The organism is Azospirillum sp. OGB3, assembly GCF_014192915.1.
Lineage (GTDB): Bacteria > Pseudomonadota > Alphaproteobacteria > Azospirillales > Azospirillaceae > Azospirillum.
In genome coordinates, this window is the sequence record NZ_JACHYN010000004.1 from 324,794 (window position 1) to 340,845 (window position 16,052).

The following is a 16,052-nucleotide window of genomic DNA, read 5'->3' on the forward strand; positions in this document are numbered from 1 at the left end:
CCATGAGCCCGGCCATGAACGTCGTCTGGCTGAACGGGCGCCTGCTGCCGGCGGCGGAGGCGCGGATCGACCCGGCGGACCGCGGCTTCACGCTGGGCGACGGGCTGTTCGAGACGATCCGGGTGGCCGGCGGCACGGCCCGCCATCTCGACCGGCATCTCACACGGTTGGCGGACAGCGCGGCGCTGCTCGGCCTGCCGCTCCCCCACGGCGCGGCGGCGCTGACCGCCGCCGCTGAAGCGCTGATCGCAGCGGAGGGCCGGGCGGAGGGCGTGCTGCGGATCACCTTGACGCGGGGCACCGGCGCGCGCGGCGTGTTGCCGCCAGCGGACGCCGTGCCGACTCTGCTGATGACGCTGGCCCCCGCTCCGCCGCCCGCCGGCCCGGTGGAGGCGGTCATCGCCCGGAGCACCCGGCGCAACGAGCATTCGCCGCTGTCGCGGGTGAAGTCGCTGAATTACCTGGACTCCATCCTCGCCCGCCAGGAGGCGGCGACGCGCGGCGCTGGAGAGGCTCTCCTGCTCAACGGCGCGGGCCGTCTGGCCGAGTCCAGCGTGGCGAACCTGTTCATCGTCCGGGACGGGCGTCCGCTGACTCCGCCGGTCGCCGAGGGCGCCCTGCCGGGCATCCGCCGCGCGCTGATCCTGGAACGGGGCGATGCCGGGGAGGCGCCGCTTTCCGTCGCCGACCTGCTGGGGGCCGGGGAAGCCTTCCTGACCAACAGCCTCGGCGTACGCCCGCTGCTGCGCGTCGACGGGCAGGCCATCGGCGCCGGGACCGTGGGGCCGGTGACGGCGGCCCTGCTGAAGGACATCGCGGCGGAGTAGAACGGCCCCGTCACGGTCGGAGGTAGGACCAGCCCTCCTCCTGAAGCTGCATCAGCCGGACGACGCCGGAGGGCACCAGCTTGGCTTCCGGCACCATGGGGATCTCGCCCTGTTCGACGCGGATCATGCCGTTGCGGGTGTTCTCGCAGGCGGAGTAGGTCAGGGTCGGCAGGCTGCCCTTGAGCGACGCCAGCCGGTCCTTCACCGGCGAACGGTCGGCGCGCAGCATGTGCAGGCCGGGGCCGAAGGTGACCAGCTCGACCTCCACCGGTTCGCCGATGTTCTTGTAGTATTCGATGATGTTCTTGACGTTGTTCAGCGCCATGTTCATCAGCGCCGGGTCGTTGCTGCTGACCTGGATGGCGACGCGGTGGACGCCGGGCTGATCCGCCGCGGCCTTCCGTCCCGCCATGGCGGCGGTCATCCCGGCAAATCCGGCCAGGGCCAACGCCGCCCGGCGCGTGGAACGCATCGCCATCTCATCCTCCCTTCCGATGTGGGGGCATCCGCTGTCCTAGCACAATGACCCCGTCCGCCGCTTGTTCCCGAAGGGAGAGGCCGCGCAACGGAAGGGGGAGGTGGTCAGCGGCGAAGCGCGTGCCGGGCGGCCTGGACCATCATCATCTCCCCCACATTCTCCGGGGTGACGAGACCGACCAGCCGCCCGTTCCCGTCATCGACGCCGACCGCGGGCAGGCTCTTCTCCTGCATCAGGCGCAGCGCCTCCTCCAGCTTGCCGTGCCGGTGGATCACGGGGATGTCGGGGCGCATCACCTCCAGCACCGGCGTGTCCGGGCCGCGGTCGCGCAGGGCGCGGATCAGGTCGTCGCGGGTCAGCACGCCGCGCAGCGTGCCGGCCCCGTCCACCACGGGAAACTCGTGCTGGGTCGTCCGGATCAGGCACTGCACCGCGTCCTCCAGCACGCCGGACGGCGGCAACGTCTCGAAGCGGGTGACCATGGCGTCCGACACGACCACGCCATGGGTGATCTCACGCATCTGCACCGCGTGCGCCTCCGACGAGGCGCCCAGATAGACGAACAGCGCGATGAACAGCAGCATCGGGTTGCCGAACAGCCCGAGCAGCCCCAGCCCGATGGCCACCGCCTGCCCGACCGAGGCCGCCACCTGGGTGCCGCGGACATAGCCCATGCGGCTCGCCAGCACCGCCCGCAGCACGCGCCCGCCGTCCATGGGGAAGGCGGGGATCAGGTTGAACAGCGCGAGGAACAGGTTGACCACGGCGAGCCGGGACAGCACGTCGATGCCGGCGTTCTGCACCTCCGCCGCCCCCGCCGGCACGAAGCCGCCGAGCGCGGCATAGAGCAGGGCCGCGATCACCAGATTGACCGCCGGCCCGGCCAGAGCCACCACCAACTCCTGCGACGGCTTTTCCGGCAGACGTTCCAACCGCGCCACCCCGCCGATGGGCAGCAGGGTGATGTCCGGTGTGCGCACACCATAGCGCCGGGCGGCGAAGACGTGGCCGAACTCGTGCAGCAGCACGCAGAGGAACAGCAGCGAGAGGAAGACCACCCCCTCCAGCGCCGCCGGCCAGCCGCCCTGCGCGTGGTAGGCGGCGCCGATCCACAGCAGGAACAGGAAGAAGGTGATGTGGATGCGGATCACCGTGCCCTTCACGGTGCCGATGGGGATCGACCAGCTCATCCCGACCTCGCCTCGCGCTGTGACCGATGTGGGTGTGATCCTTATGTGGTGTCGCGCAGCGCACAACGGCATAGGCGTGTCGGGAATGCCTGGGGCACCTCAAGCGTCTTCGCTCAGAATCCTCTTCAGCACACGTTCCTTCATCGCCTTGGCCATCGCCGCCAGGAAGACACTGAAGACCAGCCCGCTTGTCAGGGTGGCGACCGTGATCGTGAAGAAGGCTGACACGATCAGGTCGGCCGCGTGATGGCCGCTCGACACCAACACCGGCTGGTAAATCAGGATGCCGGCCATGACGGCCCAATGGCTGGTGCAGTAGAAGCAGTGCAGAAGATGTCCCACCATGGGGTGGACTTTGGTCGCCCAAGCCCGCAGCGGGGCGAACAGTTCGGTCTGGGTGATCGTGATGGAAATGCTGGACGAGGCCAGCGCGATCACAAGGCAGGTCCAGAAGGCGGCCCAAGCCTGCGGGTTGACAGTGTCCGTCATGGAAACTCCGTCGGGAGGAAGGGGGATTGGCCTTGAGGGGGAGCGTGGCGCCGCGGCGCGACATGCTGGAAGCGAGAGGCCCCGGCCGCTCAATCACGTAACTTATAATGATACATGAAAGGTCGAGTCAAGCCGCTCCACCGATCGTGCCCGTCGGTCGAATCCTAAGGTCAGGAACTCGTTCCGCGCTCCGTCGGTCCGTGCGCCGACGCGGCAGCGGGAAGCCGTTGGTGGAATTCGCAGGACAATTCGGCGAGCGTGACCGATTGGAGACGTTCGATGAGTATGGCCTCGGCCTGCCGCAACGCCTCCCTCATTGAGCCGTTCACGACCTGCTCCACGAGGCAGTCCGGATTGTCGTTGTCGAAGCCGATCGCGAACAGCCGCTCGGTCCCGACGGCGCGATGTATGTCAAACAGCGTGATTTGGTTTAGATCGCGTGCGAGCGTCCACCCGCCGCCGTGGCCTTTCACCGAATGGACGTAGCCGGCGCTTCTCAGTCCGGCCATCGTTCGGCGGACAACCGCCGCGTTGGTTCCCAGCATGGCGGCCACGCGCTCCGACGTGATGGGCTGGCTTTCCTCTGCCATGTGCAGCAGGACATGGAGCATGCGGGATAACCGGCTGTCGATCCTCACGGTGGCGAAACTCGTTGCAGGGGGAGGGGGTGTCGGCCCTGTTGGGACGGGACCGACCATGTCCGACTGTACCCTTCGCCCCGGAACGGCGCCAGAGCCCCTCAATGCCGCCGGTTCACCCGGTTTACACCGCCTTCAAGTAACGGACCGGGCGGCCGGGGGAGAGGGCTTCCGCGGCGCGGACGATGGCCTGGGCGTCGAGGCCGTGATGGCGGTAGAGGTCCGCGATGGTGCCGGTCTGGCCGAAATGCTCCACCCCCAGCGCCCGCGTGCGGTGCCCCTGAACCGAGCCCAGCCAGCCCAGCCCCGCCGGGTGCCCGTCCTGCACGGTCACCAACGCGCAATGGGGCGGCACGCCCTCCAGCAGGCGTTCAACGTGGGAGCGCGCGTGGGGCTTGCCGCGTTCGCGCGCCCGTTGCGCCGCGCTCCAGCCGGCGTGCAGCCGGTCGGCGGAGGTGACGGCCAGCAGGCCAACGTCGCGGCGGTCCTCGCCGAGCATGCCCACCGCCTCGATGGCCTCCGGCGCCACCACGCCGCTGTAGGCGACGACCACCTGGGCGTTCGGACCGGGGCGGCGCAGCCAGTAGGCGCCCTGGACGATGCCGCTCTCCAGCTCCGCATCCATCGTCCGGACCGGCTGTTCGAGCACACGCGAGGACAGGCGCAGATAGACCGAACCGCCGGTCTCGTCGCGCAGCCAGTTCCGCTCGTCCGGCTCTCCCTCGCCCTCCCGCTGCATGTAGTCGAAGGCCCAGCGCATGGTGACGGCCAGTTCGTCGGCGAAGGCCGGCTCGAAGCAGGCGAGCCCGTCCTGGGCCATGCCGACCAGCGGCGTGGCGATGGATTGGTGCGCCCCGCCCTCCGGGGCCAACGTCACGCCGGACGGCGTGGCCACCAGCAGGAACCGCGCGTCCTGATAGCAGGCGTAGTTCATCTGGTCCGCCGCCCGCATGACGAAGGGGTCGTAGACGGTGCCGATGGGCAGCAACCGCTCCCCGAACAGCGAATGGGACAGGCCCAGCGCCGACAAGAGGATGAACAGGTTGGACTCGGCGATGCCCAGCTCGAAATGCTGGCCGTCGGGCGAGAAGTCCCAGCTGTAGGTGGAGGGGATGCGCTCCTTCTTGAACAGGTCGGCCAGCGCGCTCTTGGCGAACAGGCCGCGGCGGTTCACCCAAGCGCCGAGGTTGGTGGACACCGTCACGTCCGGCGCGGTCGTCACGATGCGTTCCGCCAGTTCCGTCTTCTCCCGTCCCAGCTCGTTCAGGATCAGGCCGAAGGCGGCCTGGGTGGACAGCGCCTTCTGCGACGGGGCCGCCAGGGCCGCCGGCACCGGCACCGCCGCGGCGCCATGGCGCCGCCGTCCCTTGGCCGCGAAGGGCACCCGTTTCAGGAAGGCGTCCAATTCCGCCTCCGGCAGGCTCAGCCCCTCGAAACGGTCCCACTCGTGGCCCGGACGGACGGCGTTGGCGGCGCGGAACGCCTCCATCTGCGCCGGGGTCATCAGGCCGGAATGGTTGTCCTTGTGCCCGGCCAGCGGCAGACCGGCGCCCTTGATGGTGTAGGCGATGAAGCAGACCGGCCGGTCATGGGTGCGCGCCTGGGCGAAGGCGTCGAGCAGCGAGGGCAGGTCATGGCCGCCCAGGTTGCCCATCAGAAGGGCAAGCTCCTCGTCGCTGCGGCGCTCGATCAGCCGGGTCACCGGCCCCTGGTCGCCGAGGTCGTCGAGCAGCCGCTTCCGCCACGCCGCGCCGCCCTGGTAGGTCAGCGCGGAATAGAGCTGGTTCGGGCAGCGGTCGATCCAATCGCGCAGCCGCTGGCCGCCCTCCTCCTGGAAGGCCGCCTGCATCAGGGCGCCGTATTTCAGGATCACCACGTCCCAGCCGAAGGCGCGGAAGATGTTCTCCAACCGCTCCCACAGACCTTCGCGGATCACCGCGTCCAGGCTCTGGCGGTTGTAGTCGACGATCCACCAGGTGTTGCGCAGCCCGTGCTTCCAGCCCTCCTGAAGCGCCTCGAAGATGTTGCCCTCGTCCATCTCGGCGTCGCCGACCAGCGACACCATGCGCCCCTCGGGGAGGTCCTTCGCCCAGCCCTTGGCCTTCACATAATCCTGCACCAGCGAGGCGAAGAGCGTCTGCGCCACCCCCAGCCCGACCGAGCCGGTGGAGAAGTCCACGTCGTCCACGTCCTTGGTCCGCGACGGGTAGGACTGGGCGCCCTTGAAGCCGCGGAAATTCTCCAGATTCGCGCGGGTCTGGTTGCCCAGCAGATACTGGATCGCGTGGAAGATCGGGCTGGCGTGCGGCTTCACCGCCACCCGGTCCTCCGGGCGCAGGGCCTGGAAATAGAGCGCCGTCATGATCGTCGCCAGCGAGGCCGAGGACGCCTGATGCCCGCCGATCTTCAGCCCGTCCTGGTTGGGGCGGACGTGGTTGGCGTTGTGGATCGTCCAGGACGCGAGCCAGAGAACCTTGCGCTCCAGCTCGCGCAGGCGGGCGAGGTCGGCGTGGTTCGGAATGGTCGCGTCCATGTCTGTTTCCCTCTTGACGGAACGGCGGTCGATGATCGGTGAAGCCTATCATTTGTGCCGCGGCAGGAATTTGCAAAGTGGCGCCGGAAACGCAGCACGATTAGCATTAGATTGCTTAATGGCGGCATGGACGGCATAAAATGCCAAAAATCAAACTCGACCGCATCGACCGGAAGATCCTGTCTCTGCTCCAGCAGGACGGGCGGATGCCCAACAACGACCTGGCGGAGCGCGTCGGCCTGTCGCCGTCCCCCTGCCTGCGCCGGGTCAAGGCGCTGGAGGAGGCGGGGGTCATCACCCGGCACGTCGCGCTGGTCGATCCCGCCGCGGTCGATCTGCCGGTGAACGTCTTCGTCAGCGTCAGCCTGGAGCGACAGGTGGAGGAGCGGATCGACGCCTTCGAGGCCGCCGTGATGGCCCTGCCGGAGGTGATGGAATGCTATCTGATGACCGGCGACGCCGATTACCTGTTGCGCGTGGTGGTCCCCGACCTCGCCAGCTACGAGCGCTTTCTGAAAGAACACCTGACGCGGATTTCCGGGGTCGCCAACATCCGGTCCAGCTTCGCCCTGAAGCAGGTGCGCTACCGCACGGCCCTGCCGCTGGGCCATTTGGCGGGATGAGCGGAGCCAAAAATTAGACGTCTAATGTCCATCGCCTCGGTCTCTGACATTCGCGATGGAAGACCTGGGCCGCGTTTTGCCATAAAGAGTGTTGGAACAGGGGCGCGCGGCACATTCTCCCGCTGACAGGCCCCGACCAACAGGCGAAGGCAAGGGGAAGCAGGACGGGATGATGGACTGGGACAAGTTGCGGGTGTTCCACGCTGTGGCCGAGGCCGGCAGCTTCACCCACGCCGGCGAGGCCCTCAACCTCAGCCAATCGGCGGTCAGCCGGCAGATCAGCGCGCTGGAGGACAGCCTCGGCGTTCCGCTGTTCCACCGGCATGCCCGCGGCCTGATTCTGACCGAGCAGGGCGAGTTGCTGAACCACGCGGCGCGCGACATCTTCGCGAAGCTGTCGATGACCCAGGCGATGCTGAGCGAGAGCAAGGACGCCGCCAAGGGGCCGCTGAAGGTGACGGCCACGGCCGCCTTCGGCTCGACCTGGCTGACCCCGCGCATCGGGGAATTCCTGGCACTCTACCCGGACATCCAACTCACCCTGCTGATCACCGATACGGAGTTGGATCTGGGCATGCGCGAGGCCGACGTGGCGATCCGCGTCAGCCCGCCGCGCCAGCCGGACCTGATCCAGCGGCATCTGATGACCTTCCGCTCGCACCTCTACGCGCACCGCCGGTATCTGGACCGCAAGGGGGAACCGCAGACGGTGGCCGATCTCGCCTCCCACGATCTGGTGACCTATCCGCAGGAGTTGCGCGCACCCTTCGCCAACACGCACTGGCTTCGCGATCTGGTGACCGATCCGGTGGCCCGCGACCGGACCGTCCTTCAGGTCAACAACCTTTACGCGATTTTCCGCGCGGTGGAGAGTGGGCTGGGCGTCGGCGCGCTGCCCGATTATCTGGTGGCCGGGCTTGGCGATATTGTGCGGGTGCTGCCGGACCAGTCCGGATCGAAGGTGGACGCCTTCTTCGTCTATCCGGAGGAACTGCGGCATTCCAAGCGCATCGCGGTCTTCCGCGACTTCCTGGTCAGGAAAGTGGCGGAAAGCCAATTCTAGTTCCCGGTCAACGGGTTGGGGGATACGGGCGCGGCGCCGGAAAGGGCCGCGCCCTTTTTCTTTTTCTGCCATTTGGTATGCGACATATTGTCGGGCATGGCGGGCCCCCCGAGTTAGCGCTTGCGCGCTGAACTGATATATTAATATATGCCGCATATGCGGAGCCCACCGCGTGTCCGTGTTCAAGCCCTGGGCCCCATCTGAAAAATTGCAATCGCCAGGAAATTCCCGGAAGGGAAAGGCGTGCGCCCATGCCTGCCGATGAACAGGCAAGTGAGGAAGTCATGAAGATAGTGCGTGGCCTGAGATGGAAAGTCCTGGCGCTCATCATGCTGGGGACGATCATCAACTACATCGACCGCAACACGCTGGGCATCCTGGCGCCGATGCTCAAGGAAGAACTGCATTTCACGACGGAGCAGTATTCCTACATCGTCAGCGTGTTCCAGCTCTGCTACAGCCTGATGCAGCCGATTGCCGGCTACCTGACCGACCTCATCGGCCTGAAGTTCGGTTACGCGATGTTCGCCTTTGTCTGGGGCAGCGCCGCGGCCCTGCACGCTTTCTCGGGCGGCTGGCAGTCCATGGCCTTCTTCCGCGGCCTGCTTGGCATCAGCGAGGCGGCGGCCATGCCATCGGGCGCCAAGACCGCCACCCTGTGGTTCCCGGCCAAGGAACGCTCCATCGCCACGGGCTGGTTCAACACCGGCAGCTCCGTCGGCGCCATGATCGCCCCGCCGCTGGTGATCTGGCTGTCCGTGACCTGGAGCTGGCAGATCGCCTTCGTCGTCACCGGTCTGCTGGGCGTCGGCCTGTCGATGCTGTGGCTGGCGCTGTACCGCAACCCGGAGAACCACCCGCGCCTGACCAAGGAGGAGCACGCCTACATCCTGGACGGCCAGGAACATGTCGAGCTTCCCAAGCCTTCGATGAAGCGCGTCGTCACCATGCGCAAGTTCTGGGGCATCGCCGCCGCCCGCTTCCTGACCGAGCCGGCGTGGCAGACCTTCAGCTTCTGGATCCCGCTCTACATGGTCAGCACGCGCGGCATGGACATCAAGCAGTTCGCGCTGTTCGCCTGGCTGCCCTTCCTGTTCGCCGACATCGGCTGCGTCCTCAGCGGCTACCTGTCGCCCTTCTTCGCCAAGCGTTTCCGCATGTCGCTGGTCAACTCGCGCATCGCCGGCATCGGCATCGGCGCGGTGTGCATGATCGGCCCGGCCCTGATCGGCCTGACCAGCAGCCCGATCACCGCCATCTTCCTGTTCTCGGTCGGCGCCTTCGCGCACCAGATGCTGTCGAGCCTGCTCTACGCCCTGGTCACCGACACCTTCGAGAAGCAGGACGTCGCCACGGCGACCGGCTTCGGCGGCATGGCCGGCTACATGGGCGGCATGATCTTCTCGCTGATCATCGGCCAACTCGCCAGCACCATCGGTTACGAGCCGCTGTTCGTCTGCCTGTCGGTCTTCGACATCACGGCCTTCATCGTGGTGCTGGTGGTTCTCGGTCAGTGGGGCCGGAACAAGGTCACGCCCCCGGCGATGCCGAGCGGCGCCCACGCCGACTGACCACGCCGTCCTCGCGTTTCGCACCGTGGGGCCGCGCGATCCGGGAAATCTCGGGCCGCGCGGCCCTTTTTTCATGCAAGCGAGGGGCTTACTGGATGGCGGCGGTGAGCAGGGAGGCGAGGGCGAAGCCGCTGACGATGACGAGGCGGGCGATGATGTGGGTCTTCATGGCAAGGCTCCGATTGGCTTTTGCGGGCGGCGGGGCAGGCCCCGTTGTCGTGTTGAGCCAATGTTCGCATTGCGCGTGTCAAAGACAAACCGCGCAATTCGCATGCCTTCCATATCGATATTGCAGCGCAACATAGCGCTGTTATAAGTCGATCGCTGTTGATCGGAAGTATTCGTAGCGCTCTTCACAGCGCTGCATTTGGCTTTCTGTAGCGCTGCGATCTCAGGAATCATGCGGATTTGGCGATCGGTTCGGCGGGTGTGGGCTCGCTGTCGAACAGGTCGGGGAAGCGCTGGGCCAGTTCGGGCAGGGAGTGCAGGATTTCGCGCAGGTGCAGGCGCATGGCGGCCTCGGCGGCGTCGGGGCAGCGGGCGCGGATGCCCTCGACGATCTGCTCGTGCTGGGCGATCAGCCGGTCCAGCGGGGTCGCCTGCGGCAGGCTGAGATAGCGCACGCGGTCCATCTGGGCCTTGGTCTCCTCCACCACCCGCCACGCGTATTCGCAGTCGACGCCCAGCGCGATGGTGCGGTGGAAGGCTTCGTCCAGTTCCAGGAAGGCTGCCGGGTTGGTGCTCTGGGCGGCGTCCCGCTGCGCCTTCAGGTTGGCGTCCAGCTCCGCGACGGCGCGGGCCGGCAGCCCCTCGCCGGCCTTGCGGGCCACGGCCAGTTCCACCGCCTCGCGGACGAAGCGGGCGTCCATCACCTGCTTGGCCGAGATCTTGACGACGAAGGTGCCGCGCTGCGGGCGGATGACCACCAGCCCGGATTCGCTCAGCTTGATGAAGGCCTCGCGCACCGGCTGGCGGCTGACGCCCAACTGCCCCGCGACCTCCTGCTCGGACAGCGGCTGGCCGGGCTGGAACTGCATCGTCACGATGGCGTGGCGCAGTTCCCGGAAGACGCGGCGCGCCACGGGTTCCGACGAATCCGGCTCGATCCTCCTCAACATGCTCTCCCCATCCCTTCTTTTTTCAGGTCGCCCCGCCGGTGCCCGCCCGGACGATCCTGTGCGGCGGATTCATCCTGCACCGTTTGCAAGCCCATGGACAACACCATTCTTGTATACTACCATACCAGTCGCGTACCGAACAATCGCCTCCGTGCAAGAGGCGTTGTCCTCAAAGGGAGGAAGCATGAGCATCATCACCCGCACTTGGCGCGTGGCCGCCCTCGGCTTTGCGCTGGCCACCGTCGCCGGCGGCGCGCTGGCCGCCGACTACACGCTCAGCGTCAACACGGCGCTGGCCCAGCAGGACCCGCTCTACAAGGGTCTGGAAGAGTTCAAGAAGAACGTCGAGTCGCGGTCCGGCGGCAAGATGGCCGTTCGCCTGTTCCCCGGCTCGCAGCTTGGCAAGGACGAGGACGTGCTGGAGCAGGCCCGCGCCGGGGCCGGCGTCGCGGTGGTCGTGGACGGCGGGCGTCTCGCCGTCTTCGTGAAGGAATTCGGCGTTCTGGGCGGCCCGTACCTCGCCCAGGGCTACGACGGCATCCGCAAGGTCGTCACCTCGCCGATGTTCGACCAATGGTCGGACAAGCTGCGCAAGGCGTCCGGCCATCAGGTGCTGTCCTTCAACTGGTGGCAGGGCGAGCGGCACCTGCTGACCAACAAGCCGGTGAAGGGTCCGGAAGACCTCGCCGGCATCCGCATGCGCACGCCGGGCGCCCCGGTGTGGATGGAGACGATCCGCGCCATGGGGGCCACCCCGACCCCGATGGGCTGGTCGGAGGTCTACACCGGCCTTCAGCAGAAGGTGATCGACGGCGTCGAGGCGCAGCACCCGGCCAGCTTCGGCGCCCGCCTGTACGAGGTGACCAACCGCATCACCAAGACCGGCCACATCAACCTGATCACCGGCATCGTCACCAGCGCCGCCTGGTTCGACAAGCTGCCGCCGGAGCAGCAGACGATCCTCAAGGAAGAGGCGCTGAAGGCCGGCGACAGCGCGTCGCGCGCCACCCAGGCGTCGCTCGCCGACTTCGAGAAGCAGATGAAGGACAAGGGGATGACGATCGAGGAGATCGACGTGACCCCGTTCCGCAAGGCCACCGCGCCGGTCTACGAGAAGCTGGGCTACGCCGAACTCCACAACGAGGTGGAGAAGCTGCTGCAGAACTGACGCGGAATTTCGGTTCGTGTTGACCTTGCCCCCTCCCTGACCCTCCCCCGCTTCGCAGGGGAGGGGACAAATTCTCCCTCCCTTGCGTCAGCGGGGGAGGGGCGGGGTGGGGGCCAGTGCCCTCCAAATTCAACGCCGTCCGCCGTCACCTTCCGCCATCAAGGGACCGCCATCATGTCGTCCTTGTTTCAAAAGGGGGAAGCCGTCCTGGCGATGCTTCTCCTCGCCGCCATCGTGCTGCTCGTCTTCGCCGCCGGCGTCATGCGCTGGTTTGGCCATCCCCTGGTCTGGTCGGTGGACGTGGCGCAGCTCCTGTTCGTCTGGGTCGCCTTCCTCGGCGCCGACATGGCGCTGCGCAAGCGCGCCCACATCGGCATCGACTATCTGGTCAAGCGCCTGCCGAACTCCAGCCGGGCCGTGCTCGACCTCGTGCTGGGCGTGCTGGTCCTCGCCTTCCTCCTCACCATGACGGTGATGGGCTACCGGCTGACCATGCTGAACCTGGAACGCCAGTTCGGCGACAGCGGCATCAGCTACGCCTTCGTGACATCGGCGGTGCCCGTGGGCTGCCTGCTGCTCGCGATCACGCTGACCGGACAGATCCTGGACACCCTGCGCGGGCTGCGCAGCCACCCCAAACCGGTCTTCGCGCCGGCCCCCAAGGCTGGCGAGATCGAGGAGGTCGTGCCGTGACCCTTCTTGCCGTCACCTTCTTCGCGCTGATGGCCTTCGGGCTTCCGATCGCCTTCGCCATCGGCATCGCCGGCTTCTCCTTCTTCGCCACCAACGACATCATCCCGATGTCCATCGGGGTGCAGCAGGTCGCCTCCGCCTCGCAGAGCTTTCCGCTGCTGGCCGTGCCCTTCTTCGTGCTCGCCGGGCACATGATGAACCGGACGGGCATCACCAGCCGCCTGATCAACTGCTCCAACGTGCTGGTCTCCTGGATGTCCGGCGGGTTGGCGCAGGTCTGCATCGTGCTGTCCACGCTGATGGGCGGCGTTTCCGGCTCGGCGGTGGCCGACGCCGCGATGGAGGCCCGCATCCTCGGCCCCAGCCTGATCGCCCGCGGCTATTCGAAGGGCTTCACCGCCGCCGCCATCGCGGTCGGCTCGCTGATCACCGCGACGATCCCGCCCAGCCTGGGGCTGATCCTCTACGGTTTCGTCGGCAACGTGTCGATCGGGCGGCTGTTCCTGGCCGGCGTCATCCCCGGCTTTATGATGATGGCCGGGCTGATGCTGACCGTCTGGCTGATCGCCCGCCGCCGCGGCTACCGTCCCGAAATGGCTGAACGTCCGACCCTGCGCGCCGTGTGGCGGGCGGTGGCCGACGCCAAATGGGCGCTGCTGTTCCCGGTCGCCCTGCTGTTCGCCATCCGCGGCGGCCTGTTCACCCCGTCGGAGGTCGGCGCCTTCGCCGTCGTCTACGCCGCGGTGGTCGGCTTCCTGCTGCACCGGGAGCTGACCTGGGCCGCGGTGGCCGAGGCGCTTCAGGAGGCGGTGGTGGACACCGGCCTGATCATGCTGATCATCCTGTTCTCGGGCATGGTCGGCTACGCCATTATCTTCGAGCAGGCGCCCCAGACCATCGCCGAGGCGATGACCCAGCTCACCACCAACCCGCTGCTGGTGGTCGCGCTGATCCTGATCTTCCTGTTCATCGCCGGGCTGTTCGTCGAAAGCACGGTGCTGGTCCTGCTGCTGACGCCGATCTTCCTGCCGATCGTGACGCCGCTGGGCGTTGATCCGGTGCATTTCGGCATCCTGATGATGACCATCGTCACGCTGGGCTCGATGACGCCGCCGGTGGGCGTGGCCATGTACACGGTGTGCAGCCTGCTCGACTGCCCGGTCGAGGAGTATGTCGTCGAATCGCTGCCCTTTGTCGGCACCATCGTCCTGCTGGTCGCCGTGCTGACGCTGTGGCCGGGGCTGGTGCTGTTCCTGCCGAACATGCTGATGTGAGGGAAGGGGGCTTGCCAGGAAGCGGGGCGCTGATATACTAGTATATGGCGCTCCGATCTCTCGGCGGACCCACGGCCGGTCCGGGCACACCAAGCCCCGTCCATGGAGCGTCCTTGTCATTGTGGAAACGGGGCAGGGCCGCGTGTGAAGGGCAAACGCCAAGGGGCGGTCCGGGCAGGGCCGCCCCTTGGCGCTTGTGCGTGAGGCGCGCTACTTTCCCGTGACCATGCCCCAGAGCGGCTCGATCACCCTGTGCACCAGGGGGATCAGCAGGGCGCCCAGCAGCAGCCCGAACACCCCGGCCCCCGCCGCCCCGACCAGCCATTCCACCGCGGCCTTCGCCGCCGGCACGGCCTCGCCCGCCGCCACGGCGGCGCCGTGGATCGCGTGCCCCACCGCGGTCAGGCCGAAGCCTTCCAGCCCATGGATGACGATGCCGCCGCCGACCCACAGCATGGCGGCGGTGCCGACCAGCGCCAGAAGCTTCAGGAAGACCGGCATCCCCTTGACCAGCCCGCGCCCGACCGCCTGCGTCACCGGGGCGAGCGCGCGGTCGGCGCCGCCCGGCGCGCCGGGGGAGGGGGTGCGCAGCCCCAGGAGGCTCGCCGCCGGGCGTCCGTTCTGGGCCAGCGACAGGCCGACGTCGTCCGCCTTCACGATCAGCGCCACCGCGCCGTAGACGAGGCCGGTGATGCCCGCCCCGACGATTGCCAGAACGGCCGCCTGCGTCCAGAAGGACGAGGTTTCGGCGGCGACCGTGGACAGGACGATGGCCATGATCTCCGCCGACAGGATCAGGTCGGTCTTGATGGCGCTGTTGACCTTCTCCCGCTCGAACTGCGCGGCGTCCTGCCCCGCGGTGCCCGCTCCTTCGGCATCCTGGTGCGCCGCGTGGGGGCGCAACGCCTCCCAGACCTTCTCCGCCCCCTCGTAGCAGAGGAATCCGCCGCCCAGCATCAGCAGCGGGGTGATCGCCCAGGGCGCCACGAGGCTGAGAGCCAGCGCAAGGGGCAGCAGGAAAATCAGCTTGTTCTTCAGCGAGCCCAGCGCGATCTTGCCGATGATCGGCAGTTCGCGGTCGGCGGTGAAACCGACGACATAACGCGGCGTCACCGCCGCGTCGTCGACCACCACCCCGGCGGCCTTGGCCCCCGCCCGCGCCGCCTGTCCCGCGGCGTCGTCCAACGAGGCGGCGGCGACCTTCGCCAACCCGGCCACATCGTCCAGCAATGCGATCAGTCCCGTGCTCAAGGCTTTGGCTCCCCTCCGTACCGGCGTTTATGGAGCAGACAACGCCGCCGGGGGCAAGCCGGACCTTCGGGGGCTTGGTCAGTCGCTGGCCAATTCGTCGGCGGTGAGCATGTGGACATCCGGGTCGGGTGTGTCCCGGCCGTCGTCCAGATAGAGCACCCGGTCCACCAGCACCAGGACTCGCACGCCGTCCACCGGGACGACGCTCAGCCGCCGGCTGATGACGGCGTTGCGGAAGGCCACGGCCCGGTCGTTGTAAGTGACCGACAGGACGTCGTTCGTCCCTTCCAGCATGGGCAGGGCGTAGCGCTCCATCATTTCCGCGGTCAGCCCGTCGATGCGTGGCAACAGGGAGGAACCGACGATGTCGAAGTGGTGCCGCTCGATCCAGCGGGCCAGCGGCGGGGACACGGCCTGGGCGATCAGGCCGGGCGTGTAGAGGGTGCATTTCTCGCCCATGCTCCGCACCATCGCCTTCAGGCCGAGGAAGGTGGGGTGATGCCGGAAATGGCCGGTCAGCACGTCGCGCAACAGCGCTTGCTCCCGCGGGTCGGGCAAGGCGGCGCCGGATTCCCAGCGAGCGACGGTTTGCTCGGTGGTGGCCAGCATGACGGCGAACTGCGCGGTGGTCAGGCCATGCAGCCTTCGCAACGCGCGCACGATCTGCGGCCACTCATGCACGGGCACAGACGGCTCTCCAGATTATCTCCAAGGGCAATGATGAGAGGATACGCGATTCACCCGCAAACACATACGCAATCATGCGGGAATAGTCATACCGGAGTATAGCATTTTTTGGTTCGCGGAACCGACTGTTTTGATCCTAAACGCTTGAGGAAGCTGTAATTTTTCGGACTTGCTGCCCTGCGGGCATAGCGCTTCTGGTATTGGGTATACCACGGCACAATACCCCCACCAGCAAAGAGGAGACACATCATGGCTTACGCTTCCGCCCATCACAGCCATCACGACGGCCTTCTGTCGAGCCTCGCCAAGGGTGTTACGGAGTTCGTCAGCGCCTGGTTCTCGGCCACTCCGCTGCATATCGTATACCAAGCCGTGTCGTCCGCCACTTACGCCCCGACGGCCCGCACCTCCACGCTTGACCTGCCGACGCTGATGCGCGAATGACCGGC

The 16,052-nt window shown here is 67.3% G+C and carries 16 protein-coding genes; 8 read left to right on the forward strand and 8 right to left on the reverse strand.

From position 1 onward, the window contains the following. Positions 1-2: 2 nt before the first annotated feature. Positions 3-827, forward strand: coding sequence for an aminotransferase class IV (locus FHW79_RS11685; protein WP_247884309.1), 825 nt, complete (start codon positions 3-5; stop codon positions 825-827). Between the two features lie 10 nt (positions 828-837). Here FHW79_RS11685 and FHW79_RS11690 read toward each other — a convergent pair whose 3' ends face one another. From FHW79_RS11690 to FHW79_RS11710, 5 genes are all read right to left on the reverse strand, one after another. Continuing rightward, on the reverse strand, positions 838-1,305 hold the full coding sequence (locus FHW79_RS11690; RefSeq protein ID WP_183179070.1) for a hypothetical protein: 468 nt from the start codon (positions 1,303-1,305) through the stop codon (positions 838-840). 104 nt (positions 1,306-1,409) lie between these two features. After that, on the reverse strand, positions 1,410-2,495 hold the full coding sequence (locus tag FHW79_RS11695) for a site-2 protease family protein (RefSeq protein WP_145682077.1): 1,086 nt from the start codon (positions 2,493-2,495) through the stop codon (positions 1,410-1,412). A 99-nt stretch (positions 2,496-2,594) separates the two neighbouring features. Next, entirely contained in the window at positions 2,595-2,984 is a 390-nt protein-coding gene (locus FHW79_RS11700) for a DUF1360 domain-containing protein (protein ID WP_183179071.1), read from the reverse strand. 170 nt (positions 2,985-3,154) lie between these two features. Next, entirely contained in the window at positions 3,155-3,682 is a 528-nt protein-coding gene (locus tag FHW79_RS11705) for an Rrf2 family transcriptional regulator (protein WP_183179072.1), read from the reverse strand. A gap of 64 nt (positions 3,683-3,746) precedes the next feature. Then, positions 3,747-6,155: a transketolase gene (locus FHW79_RS11710; protein WP_183179073.1), complete on the reverse strand. Its 2,409-nt coding sequence runs from the start codon at positions 6,153-6,155 to the stop codon at positions 3,747-3,749. A gap of 140 nt (positions 6,156-6,295) precedes the next feature. Here FHW79_RS11710 and FHW79_RS11715 point away from each other — a divergent pair, with 140 nt between their 5' ends. The 3 genes from FHW79_RS11715 (at position 6,296) to FHW79_RS11725 (ending at position 9,412) form a co-directional block, all read left to right on the forward strand. Next, positions 6,296-6,778: an Lrp/AsnC family transcriptional regulator gene (locus tag FHW79_RS11715; protein ID WP_183179074.1), complete on the forward strand. Its 483-nt coding sequence runs from the start codon at positions 6,296-6,298 to the stop codon at positions 6,776-6,778. Positions 6,779-6,950: 172 nt separating this feature from the next. Further along, a complete protein-coding gene (locus tag FHW79_RS11720; protein WP_183179075.1) occupies positions 6,951-7,841 on the forward strand; it encodes a LysR family transcriptional regulator in 891 nt (296 codons plus the stop codon). Between the two features lie 284 nt (positions 7,842-8,125). Further along, a complete protein-coding gene (locus FHW79_RS11725) occupies positions 8,126-9,412 on the forward strand; it encodes an MFS transporter (RefSeq protein ID WP_183179076.1) in 1,287 nt (428 codons plus the stop codon). 398 nt (positions 9,413-9,810) lie between these two features. Here the strand turns inward: FHW79_RS11725 and FHW79_RS11730 are convergent, their stop codons facing one another. Next, the gene (locus FHW79_RS11730) at positions 9,811-10,530 is read right to left on the reverse strand and encodes a GntR family transcriptional regulator (RefSeq protein ID WP_183179077.1); all 720 of its coding nucleotides are present in this window, start codon (positions 10,528-10,530) and stop codon (positions 9,811-9,813) included. A 184-nt stretch (positions 10,531-10,714) separates the two neighbouring features. Here FHW79_RS11730 and FHW79_RS11735 point away from each other — a divergent pair, with 184 nt between their 5' ends. The 3 genes from FHW79_RS11735 (at position 10,715) to FHW79_RS11745 (ending at position 13,665) form a co-directional block, all read left to right on the forward strand. Beyond that, positions 10,715-11,698, forward strand: coding sequence for a C4-dicarboxylate TRAP transporter substrate-binding protein (locus FHW79_RS11735; RefSeq protein WP_183179078.1), 984 nt, complete (start codon positions 10,715-10,717; stop codon positions 11,696-11,698). Between the two features lie 174 nt (positions 11,699-11,872). Next, the gene (locus FHW79_RS11740) at positions 11,873-12,391 is read left to right on the forward strand and encodes a TRAP transporter small permease (RefSeq protein ID WP_183179079.1); all 519 of its coding nucleotides are present in this window, start codon (positions 11,873-11,875) and stop codon (positions 12,389-12,391) included. Beyond that, entirely contained in the window at positions 12,388-13,665 is a 1,278-nt protein-coding gene (locus FHW79_RS11745) for a TRAP transporter large permease (protein WP_094303633.1), read from the forward strand. Before FHW79_RS11740 ends, FHW79_RS11745 begins: the two co-directional genes overlap by 4 nt. Before the next feature lie 210 nt (positions 13,666-13,875). Here the strand turns inward: FHW79_RS11745 and FHW79_RS11750 are convergent, their stop codons facing one another. Together FHW79_RS11750 and FHW79_RS11755 are read right to left on the reverse strand one after the other, a co-directional pair. Further along, positions 13,876-14,916, reverse strand: coding sequence for a DUF808 domain-containing protein (locus FHW79_RS11750; protein ID WP_183179080.1), 1,041 nt, complete (start codon positions 14,914-14,916; stop codon positions 13,876-13,878). Between the two features lie 78 nt (positions 14,917-14,994). Beyond that, positions 14,995-15,603, reverse strand: coding sequence for a hypothetical protein (locus FHW79_RS11755; RefSeq protein WP_183179081.1), 609 nt, complete (start codon positions 15,601-15,603; stop codon positions 14,995-14,997). Positions 15,604-15,852: 249 nt separating this feature from the next. Here FHW79_RS11755 and FHW79_RS11760 point away from each other — a divergent pair, with 249 nt between their 5' ends. Then, on the forward strand, positions 15,853-16,047 hold the full coding sequence (locus FHW79_RS11760) for a hypothetical protein (protein ID WP_183179082.1): 195 nt from the start codon (positions 15,853-15,855) through the stop codon (positions 16,045-16,047). Positions 16,048-16,052 lie beyond the last annotated feature (5 nt).

Coding starts and splice junctions, on each gene's coding strand:
- FHW79_RS11740 (WP_183179079.1), top strand. CDS start 11,873: ATGTCGTCCTTGTTTCAAAAGGGGGAAGCCGTCCTGGCGATGCTTCTC.
- FHW79_RS11725 (WP_183179076.1), top strand. CDS start 8,126: ATGAAGATAGTGCGTGGCCTGAGATGGAAAGTCCTGGCGCTCATCATG.
- FHW79_RS11690 (WP_183179070.1), bottom strand. CDS start 1,305: ATGGCGATGCGTTCCACGCGCCGGGCGGCGTTGGCCCTGGCCGGATTT.
- FHW79_RS11720 (WP_183179075.1), top strand. CDS start 6,951: ATGGACTGGGACAAGTTGCGGGTGTTCCACGCTGTGGCCGAGGCCGGC.
- FHW79_RS11710 (WP_183179073.1), bottom strand. CDS start 6,155: ATGGACGCGACCATTCCGAACCACGCCGACCTCGCCCGCCTGCGCGAG.
- FHW79_RS11715 (WP_183179074.1), top strand. CDS start 6,296: ATGCCAAAAATCAAACTCGACCGCATCGACCGGAAGATCCTGTCTCTG.
- FHW79_RS11760 (WP_183179082.1), top strand. CDS start 15,853: ATGGCTTACGCTTCCGCCCATCACAGCCATCACGACGGCCTTCTGTCG.
- FHW79_RS11685 (WP_247884309.1), top strand. CDS start 3: ATGAGCCCGGCCATGAACGTCGTCTGGCTGAACGGGCGCCTGCTGCCG.
- FHW79_RS11695 (WP_145682077.1), bottom strand. CDS start 2,495: ATGAGCTGGTCGATCCCCATCGGCACCGTGAAGGGCACGGTGATCCGC.
- FHW79_RS11730 (WP_183179077.1), bottom strand. CDS start 10,530: ATGTTGAGGAGGATCGAGCCGGATTCGTCGGAACCCGTGGCGCGCCGC.
- FHW79_RS11700 (WP_183179071.1), bottom strand. CDS start 2,984: ATGACGGACACTGTCAACCCGCAGGCTTGGGCCGCCTTCTGGACCTGC.
- FHW79_RS11735 (WP_183179078.1), top strand. CDS start 10,715: ATGAGCATCATCACCCGCACTTGGCGCGTGGCCGCCCTCGGCTTTGCG.
- FHW79_RS11705 (WP_183179072.1), bottom strand. CDS start 3,682: ATGGTCGGTCCCGTCCCAACAGGGCCGACACCCCCTCCCCCTGCAACG.